The following is a 12,268-nucleotide window of genomic DNA, read 5'->3' as shown; positions in this document are numbered from 1 at the left end:
CAGGCGGGGTTACGCGCAGGGCTCGCGCCATACGCCCAGGTCGTACTTCTTCAGCATCGAGCTGAGCTTCAGCCTGCGCGACTCGGCGCAGAACCGGTTCGTCGGCAGCTCGTACTCCACGTGGAAGACCGCCTTGCCCGCCCGGACGAACGGCGTGAGTTTCGCGCACTCGTCGTACTGGGCGCACTGCTCATTGACCGCGAAGTCGAAGTCCCTTACCAGTTCCGGGATCTGGCCGAGGTCGTTCTTGAGTCCGACGGCCAGGCCGCGGTCGTGGGCGAGGCGGGCGATCAGGCGGTTGTAGCGGAGCTGGTGGGCGGCGGTCAGGGGGAAGCCGGTGCGGTTGCGGTAGCCGTCCATGTTGTCGGGCTCGACCGCGTCGAAGCCCTTGTCGCGGCACAGGTCCATGCGGCGGCCCATCAGGGGCTCCAGGAGGTCGGTACGGCGGATGTCGAGCCAGCGCTCGCCCTTCCAGCCGTTGCTCCGGCCCAGTACGGACTCTGGAAACTCGCCCGCGTCCGGCCTGAATTCCTCCCACGCGCCGGTCGAGAGGTAGCAGATGACCTTGCGGCCGCGGCGGTGCAGGTCGGCGACGGCGGAGGCGGGGTGGTCGAAGCCGTCGATGTCGTACACCGGTACGTCGACGGACGGGTCCAGCTTGCCGCTGAGCTGCCACTGCCAGGCGAGACCGGGTTCCGGCTGCCAGCGCGAGGATTCCGGCTCGCGGCCGTCCGGTGCGGGGTCGCCGCCGCCCGTACAGCCCGCGAGCAGCAGCAGCGGAAGCAGCAGGAGGAGGAGCCGTACGCGTCCGCGTCTCACCGTGCCGCCTCCAGGGCGTGCGGCAAGGTCCCCCACGGGTGCGGCCCTTGGCCCGGTACGGCGCAGCCGACACCGGCGGTGAACGCGGCCGCGGGCGGTGCGGCGTACACGAGGTGGCAGAAACGGCCGGGCGCGTACGCCGCTGTCCAGGGCGGGGCCTCCATGGTGCGGCGGTAGGTGTCCCAGGTGCCCTCGAACGTGACGAGGACGTCGGCGAGTCCGAGGAAACCGGGGTGGGGGTGGACGCCGTGGTTGAGCACCAGGGTGGCCGCGCCCGCCGCGCGCGCGGCGGCGGCGAGACGCCGGTAGTGGGGCAGCGCGTCCGGCCCCGCCGTCACCTGGTCCAGGAACGCGCCGTCCGCGCCGTACCAGTCGCGGTGGCGGAGCAGGTCCTGGACCACGGCGGCGTGCGGGCGGCGCGCGTAGTCCGTGTCGGCGTACCCGAGGACGCGTACGCCCGCCGCCCGCAGGCGCGACGACACGGCGGCGAAGGCGGGGTCGGGCGCGGCGCCGGAGCCGCTGTCGGGGTTGAGTACGACGCCGAACAGGCGGGGGGCCGCCCGGATGACGGCCTCCCAGGCGTCCGGGCGCTCGGTGGGGTGCTCGTAGAAGGGCACGAGCAAGTTCTTCACGTGGCCATCCTCAATGACGGTGGGCCGTCGCGCGACCGAGCAGTACGCAGACGAGGGCGGCCAGCACGGCGGACGCGACGCCGGGGATCGCGAGCCCCGCGGCGCCGGCGACGGCGGGGCCGGTGAACAGGGCCGCCGTCTGGAGGAGCGCGGCGACGCCGCAGACGGCCGCCGCGACGGCCACCGCGCCGAACGCCTGGAGCAGCAGCCCCGTCCACAGCATGACACCGGTGAGCAGCAGCCCGGTCGCGCGGGTCGCGTCGGGTAGGGGTGCGCCGAGCCACAGCAGGGTCGTCGCGGCGAGGAGGGCGAGCAGTACGGCGAGGTAGCCGCTGAGGCACTGGGCGAGGGTGACGGTGGCCGCGCGCCGGAAGGAGCGGTGGGTGGCGCTCCCCCGCAGAGCGGCGTCGCACGCGCGCCGGAACCGGTACAGGAGCCACTCGGCGGGCCCCATGCTGAGGGTGAGCGCGACAGCGCCGGGGGCCGCGACGACCCCGGAGACGCCTCCGGCGAGGGTGTTCTGGAGCACGGCGTGCAGGACGAGCACTCCGGTCGCGAGTCCGAAGATGCCGTACGGCAGCGACTTGATCAGCGACGGCCCGGCGACCGCACCGGGCGCGGGCCAGAAGGATTCTTTCCCCACCCCGCCCCTACCCGCACTGGGGCTCCGCCCCAGACCCCGCTCCTCAAACGCCGGAGGGGCTGAAGTGACCAGAGGTTTACGAAGGCGCACTGAAGTGACCAGAGGTTTACGGAGGCGCACATTGCCACTTCGGGAGGGGAACACAAAGCCCCCGGCCCGCAGCACCTCTCGGGCCGCCAGCGTCAGTACCGCCACTCCCGAAGCCGCCAGCAGCGCCAGCCTCCCCGCGCCCGGGACGTCGTGCAGCAGGGTCAGCACGGCGCCCGCCGTCATCGGGGTCAGGGCGTACAGCAGCAGGCGCTCGCGGCCGAGCACCAGCAGCGCCGTCGCCGCGCCCTGGTACAGCGCCTGGGCCGTGGCGAACGACGCCGCGCCGCCCTCCCCCGGCCCCGCGGCGGCCACGGCCACCACCGTGCCCAGCAGGGCGCCCGCCGGAGCGCCGGTGAGCAGGGCGCGGGCCGCGGACCGGCGGTCGCCCCGGCCGAGCCAGGTGTACGCGCGGTGGGCCAGCGCCTGGTTCCACGCCCAGCCGGTGAGCGTGCCCGCGAGCAGGACCCCGGTCCCCGCGGGCAGGCCGCGCCCGTCCTCCGCCGCACCGGCCAGGAACGGCGCCGCCAGGACGTACGCGAGTCCCGGCAGCGCGAACACCAGCCCGCGCAGCAGACATGCGGCGAGCCCGACGCGCCAGGGGCCGCCGGACGCCGGCGGCGCCTCCGGTTCCGGTTCCGGGTAGGCCCTGGGTACGCGCGCGAAGAGGTCCTCGGCGAGGGCGAAGGAGTCTTCGCGACCGTACGTGAGCCGGATGTGTTCGTCCGTCATGCCGTCGGACTCGAGGATCGCGGCGATCTCGTCGGGGTGTACGGCGGCGGCTGTCAACCCGCCGATCCGGTCGCTGAGTTCGTCGATGGGGTCCGCCGCCCAGCCCGGCCGATGCCTCGGTATGCCGGGCAGCGAGTCCCGCCGTACGCCCGTGCCCGCGTCCATCCACAGGGAGCCGCTCATCATGCCGCCCCGTGCGTCGACAGGTCACTCCACCAGGGGTCCCTGAGTTCGGTCGTCCAGTCGGCGGGAAGGCTGACCGCGTGCAGGCCTTCCGGCTCCGGTACGCCGTCCAGTTCGCGGTAGATCCGGCGGAAGCCCTCCACCGAACGCCGCAGCGTGAACAGGTCGATCACCCGCTGCCGCGCGAGCCGCCCCAGTTCGGCCCGCCGGGCGTCGTCGCCCATCAGGTCGAGTACGGCCCGTGCCATCGCCCCGGGTTCGCGCGGTGGCACGACGACGCCCGTGTCGCCGACGGCTTCCCGTACGCCGCCCACGTCGGTCGACACCGTCGTCCGCCCGCAGGACATCGCTTCGAGAATGCTGAAGGGGAAGCCCTCGCTGATGCTGGACAGCATCACGACGTGCCCCGCCCCATAGGCGCGCGCCACATCCGAAATGCGTCCCTCGAAGGTGATGCCGTCACTCACGCCGAGCTCGGCCGCGAGTTTCTCCAGCTTCGTGCGGTACTCCTCGCCGCCGTCCGGCACCCCGCCGAAGAGCCGCAGCCGCAGCTCCGGAAGCCGGGCGCGGGCGAGCGCGTAGGCCCGTACGAGCGTCTCCAGGTCCTTGATCGGGTCGATGCGGCCGGCCCAGCTGAGCGTGGGGACGTCCGGTTCGGGGCCGGCGTACGGGAAGAGGTGCGGGTCGACGCCGTTGTAGACGGTGCGGATGCGCTCGGGCGGTGCGCCGCCCCGCTCCTCCCAGCGGCGGTTGTACTGGTTGCAGGGCGTGATCAGGTCGGCCTCCCGGTAGCCGAGCGAGTTGAGTTCGCGGTAGAAGCCGAGCAGCAGCGCCTTGACCGGCCAGCGCTGGGCGGCCGTGCGGTAACCGAGGTAGCGCTCGCGCAGGTAGATGCCGTGCTCGGTGAGCAGGAAGGGGGCGCCGTCGAAGTGCTTGGCGGTGAGCGCGGGGAGGGTGGCGAGGCCGCTGCTGACGGCGTGCGCGACGCTGTCGGCGGGTACGCGGGCGGCCAGCGGCCGCAGCAGGTGTTCCAGCAGATCGGTGGCGGTGAGCGCGTCGTGGAGGGTCGGTTCGGCGCGGGCCGTCGGCAGGTGCCGCATGGTCCAGACGCCGGTGAGGGTCCGCAGGGCGGCCTCCGAGCGCAGGGCGGGGGTCAGCCGCCCCTGGCGGGAGAGTGCGGCGAGTTCGTACAGCTCATGGCCGAAGTCGCAGGCGGCCTCCGGGTCGAGTACGGCGATCAGGAAGCGTTCGTACGCGGCGAGAAAGCGGCGGCGGTCCCGGCCGGCGAGGCGACGCGGACCGCGTCGTACGCCTCGTAACTCTTCGTCCGTTCCCCACAGCGGGACCGTCGTGTGCCGGTAGACGTTGGCCGGCAGCTCCCAGGTGACGGGCTCGCGGCCGCTGCCGGTGAGTGAGACGACGTGGAAGTCGACGTCCGGCATTCCGCGGACGAGCTGGTCGCACCAGGTGCTGACGCCCCCCTGTACATGCGGATAGGTACCTTCGGTGAGCATGCTGACGTGGAGCCCGCGGCTCATGTGTGTGTCCCCCCAGGGTGAGTGACGAGTGCGGTACCGGGTGCTGCTGGTCGGGCAGGCCCGGCAGATCGGAAAGGGCGGACAGTTCGCGCCGGTCAGGCGGGAAGCCTGAGCGTGATCACCTGCTGAAGCGGTTCGGGCGACGTCCAGGCCGAGCGCTGTCCCGCGTAGGACGTGCCGAACACGCTGGTGCCCAGGATGAGTTGCTTTCGCGTACCCTCCGGCGCGGTGACGGGCGCCACGACCCCGGACGGCGCCTCGACGGTGACGGTCGTGCCGACGCGGTACGCCGTGACCTTGCCGTCCGCGAGCGCCTTGTCCCACGCGGCGCGGCGGGCGAGCTCCGAACCGACGTCCCGGTGACGCGGGTTGACGACCGGGGTGTTGTCAGCGAAGAGGGAGCGGTAGTCGCCCAGCACCTTGTCCAGGACGGGGTAGAGGAGCCGCTCCTCGGCCATGTTGGACTGGTGGACGTAGTGCGGGCGCGGGTCGTTGGCGATGACGTGGCCGAGAGCCGTGCGTGCCTCCTGCGGCGCAATGTACGCCGCGTAGCCGGTGGCCGCGTCCAGCGGTTCGTCGAGGCAGGTCGAGCCGGGGTTGGTCTCGCAGACGCCGCTGCCTCCGTCGGCCCTGCTGCTGTAGATCCAGTTGTACTCGTCGGTCATCTCGGCGGCGGTGCCGACGTTGTAGTACACGTTCGTCGGGTGGCGCGGCACGGTGAGCGCGCCGCCGACGGCCCGCTGGACCGGCTCGCGCGAGTTGTCGCTCGCGACCCACTTCACCCCGTTGTCGGCGAGCGCGCCGGCCAGGTTGGGGTTGTCCACCGGCTGCTGCGGGAGGGTCTTCAGCCCGGAGTGCTCGCCGGTGACCAGCTCGGCCCTGTCGACGGTGAGGCCCTTGCCCACCGCCCAGTCGTGGTTGTCCCTGATCTGGGCGGCGATCTCGGCGCGGCTCATCCACAGCGTGCTGCCCGCCGTGTCCTTCGCGCACTGCCACGGCACGGTCGAGGTGTCCTGGACGCAGCCGAGGAAGGGGTGGGTGTACGTGTGGTTCACCCAGCGGTACTCCGCCCGGTCGGCCAGCAGCTGCGTGGTGAGCGGGTCGCTGCCGCCGTTCTGCGCCTTCCACGCCTCGCCGGCGCCCCCGTTGTAGACCATGTCGAGGGTGAAACCGGCGCTCTGCTGCCACTGGGCGGCGTACAGCGCGTCCTGCGCCGTCATCCGGATCGGCGTGGTGCCCGCGCCCTCGCCGTCCCCGCAGTCGAAGTCGCCGGGCGTGCAGTTGAGTGCGGTGTCCCAGCGGCTGTCGGGCGCGAAGACGTCGTCGACGTGCACGGAGAAGTAGTTGCGGCTCTGCCCGAGGTGGACGCCCTGGGTGAGCCATTCGACGATGCCCCGGGCGAGCAGCCGGAACTGCCGCTGGTGCCGGTTGTAGGCGAAGGTGACGACCAGTTCGCGGCGCCCGTCGCGTGCGTACTCGCCGATGAGGCTGGCCCGGCCGCCGTCCGCGCCGACCGGCATGTCCAGGTAGCTGGTGTAGCCCTCGCGGGGCCGGCCCGCGTACCCGTAGCTCTCACTGACGGACGGTGAGTTGTCCTCGAACTCGACGGCGCCGTCCAGGTAGCCGAAGGGGCCGGCCTTCCCGGCCGGGGTCACCGCGGCGTCGACGCCGTCGAGCGGCCCGGCGTACCCGCCGTCGCTCGTGTCGTCGAGCCCGACGCCGGGATGTGCCCAGGTGTACGCGTCGACCTGGCGGACGCCGAAGGCCTTCTCGTACGCGGCGAGGGCGTCCGCCTCGGCGGATCCGGCGCCGAACGGGTCGGCGTTGGGCAGGACGACGCCCTGGTACTTGGCGCGCGGACGCCCGTCCACCGTGTCGGCGAGGAAGGCCGCGTCGATCACCGGCCGGTCCGGCCGGCCGAGCCGCACCACGGTGTACGGGACACCGGTGCCGCGCAGCTCCGACTCGACCGCCTCCACGGCGTCGCCGCCGTCGTCGACGACGAGCACCCTCAGGTCGATACGCGGCACGGTCGCCGCCCCCGCGCCCGTGGGCGGCGCCACCACCATGAGCAGACCTGCGACCAGCAGAGCGGCCCCGGTTCTGCCCATACGCGTCCTGTACGCCATGGCGCACCCTCCCCCTCGAACGATCCAGCCGCGGAGAATGCGCGGACGATCTGTGGAAATCATGCAAGCAAGGCGACTGTCACTTGCCTTATTGCCACGAGTGTGACGCAGGCCTCACCACGCACACCGTAAACATCGAAAAGGACACCTCTGATGAGTGAACTGGTCGCTGCCGTGAGCGAAGGGGGCAACCGCGCGTAGGCTCATTCCCGGCGCATCCGCCGGGCCGCCGGGCCACCGGGTACGGGCGCGCCGGGCACGGCCTGCCCCACCCAATCGGCCGAAGAACTCAACGGAAGCGAGATTTCACCACCGTGACTGCTCTCACTCTCAGCACTTCCGGCGCGGCGGCGCTGCGCGCCGACGCCATCGTCGTCGGCGTGGCGAAGGGCGCCAAAGGCCCGGTTGTCGCACCCGGCGCCGAGGCCGTGGACAAGGCGTTCGACGGAAAGCTCGCCTCCGTCCTGGAGACCCTCGGCGCCTCGGGTGCCGAGGGCGAGGTGACGAAGCTGCCCGCGCCGTCGGGCCTCAAGTCCCCTGTCGTACTGGCTGTCGGCCTCGGCACGGCCCTGGACAAGGACGACGCGTACAGCGCCGAGTCGCTGCGCCGCGCGGCCGGTGCCGCCGCCCGCGCGCTGCACGGCTTCAAGAAGGCCGGTTTCGCACTGCCCGTCGAGGCCGTCGAGGACGCCGCCGCCATCGCCGAGGGTGCGCTGCTCGGTGCGTACGCCTTCACCGCTTACCAGGGCGGCGAGAAGGACGGGAAGGGCGAGAAGTCCGGCAGCGGCGCCAAGCAGCCGCTGGCCGAGATCGCCGTGCTCGGCGGCAAGCCGCGCGACAAGGCGTTCAAGGCCGCCGCGGAGCGCGCCCTCGCGCTGGCCGAGGAGATCAACCGCGCCCGCGACCTGGTCAACACCCCGCCGAACGACCTGTACCCCGAGTCCTTCGCCGCCGTGGTCGCCGCCGCGGGCAAGGAGCACGGCCTCAAGGTGCAGGTGCTCGACGAGAAGTCGCTCAGCAAGGGCGGCTACGGCGGCATCATCGGCGTCGGGCAGGGCTCGGAGCACGGTCCGCGCCTGGTGAAGCTCGCCTACACACACCCCAAGGCGGAGAAGACCCTGGCCTTTGTCGGCAAGGGCATCACGTACGACTCGGGCGGCATCTCGCTGAAGCCGGCCGGCCACAACGAGACGATGAAGTGCGACATGGCCGGCGCCGCCGCCGTGTTCGCCGCCGTCATCACGGCCGCCCGCCTCGGCCTGCGGGTGAACGTCACCGGCTGGCTGGCGCTCGCCGAGAACATGCCGTCCGGCGGCGCCGTCCGTCCCGGTGACGTGCTGCGCATGTACAGCGGCAAGACCGTCGAGGTGCTCAACACCGACGCCGAGGGCCGTCTCGTCCTGGCCGACGCCCTGACCCGCGCCTCCGAGGAGCGCCCGGACGCTATCGTCGACGTGGCGACACTGACCGGCGCGATGGTGCTGGCACTGGGCAACCGCACCTTCGGCATCATGGGCAACGACGAGTCGTTCCGTACCGCCATCCACGAGATCGCGGAGGAGGCCGGCGAGCAGTCCTGGCCGATGCCGCTGCCGGCCGAGCTGCGCAAGGGCATGGACTCCCCCACCGCCGACATCGCCAACATGGGTGAGCGGATGGGCGGCGGCCTGGTCGCCGGTCTGTTCCTCCAGGAGTTCGTCGGCGAGGACATCGCCTGGGCGCACCTGGACATCGCGGGTCCCGCCTTTAACGACGGCGGCCCGTTCGGCTACACCCCCAAGGGCGGCACCGGCTCGGCGGTCCGCACCCTGGTGGCGCTCGCCGAGCGCACCGCCGCGGGCGACCTCGGCTGATCCGCGCGATTTCGTCGTAGGTACGGTCGTACGGTCCCGGGCACGCGTCCGGGGCCGTACGCACGCGCGTACGCCCGCAGGAATACGTACGCTCGATTTCGCCTTCAACGAAATCCGTACATCCGTACGCCCCAGTAACGCGAGACGAGCGCTCCCACGACCGTCTCGTTCCCCGGCCCCGCGTCCCGCCGTCCGTCAACAAGTGCGAAGATGGGTTCTCGGCAGGACAGGGCCCCCACCACAGGGCCGAATAAAAGCGGCCGAACACCAGCCGCCGCCCGGTCGAAGACCGGCGACCGGCGCACATGCATGGAGGACGTGACGTGGCGAACGACGCCAGCACCGTTTTCGACCTAGTGATCCTCGGCGGTGGTAGCGGCGGTTACGCCGCGGCACTGCGCGGAGCGCAGCTGGGCCTGGACGTCGCCCTGATCGAGAAGAACAAGCTCGGCGGCACCTGCCTGCACAACGGCTGCATTCCGACGAAGGCCCTGCTGCATGCCGGCGAGATCGCCGACCAGGCACGCGAATCCGAGCAGTTCGGCATCAAGGCCACCTTCGACGGCGTCGACATGGCAGGCGTCCACAAGTACAAGGACGACGTCATCGCCGGCCTGTACAAGGGGCTGCAGGGCCTGGTCGCCTCGCGCAAGGTGACGTACATCGAGGGCGAGGGCAAGCTCTCCTCCCCGACCTCCGTCGACGTGAACGGCCAGCGCGTCCAGGGCCGCCACGTCCTGCTGGCGACCGGCTCGGTGCCGAAGTCGCTGCCGGGCCTGGAGATCGACGGCAACCGCATCATCTCCTCGGACCACGCGCTGACGCTGGACCGCGTCCCGAAGTCCGCGATCGTGCTGGGCGGCGGCGTCATCGGCGTCGAGTTCGCGTCCGCGTGGAAGTCCTTCGGCACCGACGTCACCATCGTCGAGGGCCTGAAGCACCTCGTGCCGGTCGAGGACGAGAACAGCTCGAAGCTGCTGGAGCGCGCGTTCCGCAAGCGCGGCATCAACTTCTCGCTCGGCGCCTTCTTCGAGAAGGCCGAGTACACCGCCGACGGCGTCAAGGTCACCCTGGCCAACGGCAAGGAGTTCGAGGCCGAGCTGCTGCTCGTCGCGATCGGCCGCGGCCCCGTGTCGCAGGGCCTGGGTTACGAGGAGCAGGGCGTCGCGATGGACCGCGGCTACGTCCTCGTCGACGAGTACATGCAGACCAACGTGCCCACCATCTCGGCCGTCGGTGACCTCGTCCCCACCCTTCAGCTCGCGCACGTCGGCTTCGCGGAGGGCATGCTGGTGGCGGAGCGTCTGGCCGGTCTGAAGACCGTGCCGGTCGACTACGACGGTGTGCCGCGCGTGACGTACTGCCACCCCGAGGTCGCATCCGTCGGCATCACCGAGGCCAGGGCCAAGGAGATCTACGGAGCGGACAAGGTCGTCGCTCTGAAGTACAACCTCGCGGGCAACGGCAAGAGCAAGATCCTCAAGACCGCGGGCGAGATCAAGCTCGTCCAGGTCAAGGACGGTGCCGTGGTCGGCGTCCACATGGTCGGTGACCGTATGGGCGAGCAGGTCGGCGAGGCTCAGCTGATCTACAACTGGGAGGCGCTGCCGGCCGAGGTCGCGCAGCTCATCCACGCCCACCCGACGCAGAACGAGGCGATGGGCGAAGCCCACCTGGCGCTGGCCGGGAAGCCTCTTCACTCCCACGACTGATTCAGTCCGGGCGCGACGACCACTTCCGCAATTCGTAAGGAGCAACAGAAACCATGCCGGTTTCCGTAACCCTTCCGGCGCTCGGCGAGAGCGTCACCGAGGGAACTGTCACCCGTTGGCTCAAGGCCGAGGGTGAACGCGTCGAGGCCGACGAGCCGCTGCTCGAGGTCTCGACCGACAAGGTCGACACCGAGATCCCTGCCCCCGCGGCCGGCATCCTCTCATCCATCAAGGTCGCCGAGGACGAGACGGTGGAGGTCGGCGCCGAGCTGGCCGTCATCGACGACGGCACGGGGGCGCCCGCCGAGGCACCCGCCCCGGCCGCCGCCGAGGCACCTGCCGAGGCCCCCGCCGCCGCGGCACCGGCACCGGCCGCTGCTCAGCCGCAGCCCGAGGCCGCTCCGGCCCCGGCACCGGCCGCCGAGGCTCCCGCCGCCGCTCCGGCCGGTGGCGCCTCCGGTACTGACGTCGTACTGCCCGCACTGGGCGAGTCGGTCACCGAGGGCACCGTCACCCGTTGGCTGAAGGAGGTCGGCGAGGAGGTCGCGGAGGACGAGCCGCTGCTCGAGGTCTCGACCGACAAGGTCGACACCGAGATCCCCTCCCCGGCCGCGGGCACGCTGCTGGAGATCCTGGTCGGCGAGGACGAGACCGCCGAGGTCGGCGCGAAGCTCGCCGTCATCGGTGACAAGGGCGCGGCCCCGGCCGCCGCCCCGGCTCAGGAGGCCCCGGCTCCGGCTGCCGCTCCGGCGCCCGCCGCCGCTCCGGCTCCTGAGCCGGCTGCTGCTCCGGCTCCGGCCCCCGCTCCGGCTCCGGCTCCGGCCGAGGCCGCTGTCGAGGCTCCGGCTCCGGTCCAGCCCGCTCCCGCCGCCGCTCCGGCTCCCGCCGCCCCGGCTCCGGCCGCCGCTGCTCCGGCCGCTCCCGCCCCCGTCGCGCCTTCCGCGGCCGAGGCGGACGGCGCGTACGTGACTCCGCTCGTCCGTAAGCTCGCCGCCGAGAACAGCGTCGACCTCAGCACGGTCAAGGGCACCGGCGTCGGTGGCCGTATCCGCAAGCAGGACGTCGTGGCCGCGGCGGAGGCCGCCAAGGCCGCCGCCGCTGCCCCGGCTCCCGCCGCTGCTGTGACTGCCGGAGGCCATGCGGCCGCTTCGAAGGCTCCGTCCCTCGAGGTGTCCCCGCTGCGCGGTCAGACGGTCAAGATGACCCGCATGCGCAAGGTCATCGGCGACAACATGATGAAGGCCCTGCACACGCAGGCCCAGCTGACCTCGGTCGTCGAGGTCGACATCACGAAGCTGATGAAGCTGCGCAACAAGGCGAAGGACGCGTTCGCCGCCCGCGAGGGCGTCAAGCTGTCCCCGATGCCGTTCTTCGTCAAGGCCGCGGCCCAGGCGCTGAAGGCCTACCCGGTCGTCAACGCCCGGATCAACGAGGACGAGGGCACGATCACCTACTTCGACACCGAGAACATCGGTATCGCGGTGGACGCCGAAAAGGGTCTGATGACCCCGGTCATCAAGGGTGCGGGCGACCTCAACCTCGCCGGTATCTCCAAGAAGACCGCCGAGCTGGCCGGCAAGGCCCGCTCCGGCAAGATCAGCCCGGACGAGATGTCCGGCGCGACCTTCACGATCAGCAACACCGGTTCGCGCGGTGCGCTGTTCGACACGGTCATCGTGCCGCCGAACCAGGTCGCCATCCTGGGCATCGGTGCCACCGTCAAGCGCCCGGTGGTCATCAACCACCCGGACCTCGGCGAGACCATCGCGATCCGCGACATGACCTACCTGGCTCTCTCCTACGACCACCGCCTGGTGGACGGCGCCGACGCGGCCCGTTACCTGACGGCCGTCAAGGCGATCCTGGAGGCCGGCGAGTTCGAGGTCGAGCTCGGCCTGTAACACGCACAGCGGTACGTCGTACGAAGGCGCCCCCGTCCG

General features: G+C 71.7%; 8 protein-coding genes. 3 read left to right on the top strand and 5 right to left on the bottom strand.

What is annotated here, in order from left to right; translation table 11 throughout:
• Positions 1-9 precede the first annotated feature (9 nt).
• The 5 genes from J7E91_RS09585 to J7E91_RS09565 all read right to left on the bottom strand — a co-directional run bounded on the left by J7E91_RS09585 (position 10) and on the right by J7E91_RS09565 (position 6,763).
• Positions 10-819 (bottom strand): endo alpha-1,4 polygalactosaminidase, encoded by an 810-nt coding sequence (locus J7E91_RS09585; protein ID WP_214900862.1) that lies wholly within the window; start codon positions 817-819, stop codon positions 10-12.
• On the bottom strand, positions 816-1,451 hold the full coding sequence (locus J7E91_RS09580; RefSeq protein ID WP_214900860.1) for a spherulation-specific family 4 protein: 636 nt from the start codon (positions 1,449-1,451) through the stop codon (positions 816-818). Before J7E91_RS09580 ends, J7E91_RS09585 begins: the two co-directional genes overlap by 4 nt.
• 10 nt (positions 1,452-1,461) lie before the next feature.
• Positions 1,462-3,096, bottom strand: coding sequence for a hypothetical protein (locus J7E91_RS09575; RefSeq protein WP_214900858.1), 1,635 nt, complete (start codon positions 3,094-3,096; stop codon positions 1,462-1,464).
• Complete coding sequence (gene pelF / locus J7E91_RS09570) at positions 3,096-4,634, bottom strand: GT4 family glycosyltransferase PelF (RefSeq protein WP_214900856.1); 1,539 nt, start codon at positions 4,632-4,634, stop codon at positions 3,096-3,098. Before pelF ends, J7E91_RS09575 begins: the two co-directional genes overlap by 1 nt.
• A gap of 95 nt (positions 4,635-4,729) precedes the next feature.
• On the bottom strand, positions 4,730-6,763 hold the full coding sequence (locus tag J7E91_RS09565; protein ID WP_214900854.1) for a hypothetical protein: 2,034 nt from the start codon (positions 6,761-6,763) through the stop codon (positions 4,730-4,732).
• A gap of 314 nt (positions 6,764-7,077) precedes the next feature.
• On the opposite strand from J7E91_RS09565, the gene J7E91_RS09560 reads away from it, so the two are divergent.
• From J7E91_RS09560 to sucB, 3 genes are all read left to right on the top strand, one after another.
• Positions 7,078-8,616 carry a leucyl aminopeptidase gene (locus J7E91_RS09560; RefSeq protein WP_214900852.1) on the top strand — a complete coding sequence of 513 codons (1,539 nt, stop codon included), beginning with the start codon at positions 7,078-7,080 and terminating at the stop codon, positions 8,614-8,616.
• A gap of 323 nt (positions 8,617-8,939) precedes the next feature.
• Positions 8,940-10,328: a dihydrolipoyl dehydrogenase gene (gene lpdA, locus J7E91_RS09555; RefSeq protein WP_214900850.1), complete on the top strand. Its 1,389-nt coding sequence runs from the start codon at positions 8,940-8,942 to the stop codon at positions 10,326-10,328.
• A gap of 53 nt (positions 10,329-10,381) precedes the next feature.
• A complete protein-coding gene (gene sucB / locus J7E91_RS09550) occupies positions 10,382-12,229 on the top strand; it encodes a 2-oxoglutarate dehydrogenase, E2 component, dihydrolipoamide succinyltransferase (RefSeq protein WP_214900848.1) in 1,848 nt (615 codons plus the stop codon).
• The last annotated feature ends 39 nt before the right edge of the window (positions 12,230-12,268 follow it).

This window comes from Streptomyces sp. ISL-99, from assembly GCF_018614005.1.
In the GTDB taxonomy this organism is placed as follows: domain Bacteria; phylum Actinomycetota; class Actinomycetes; order Streptomycetales; family Streptomycetaceae; genus Streptomyces; species Streptomyces flavidovirens.
The sequence above is the reverse complement of the archived record's forward strand: the minus strand, read 5'-3'. Positions and strand labels throughout refer to the sequence as shown.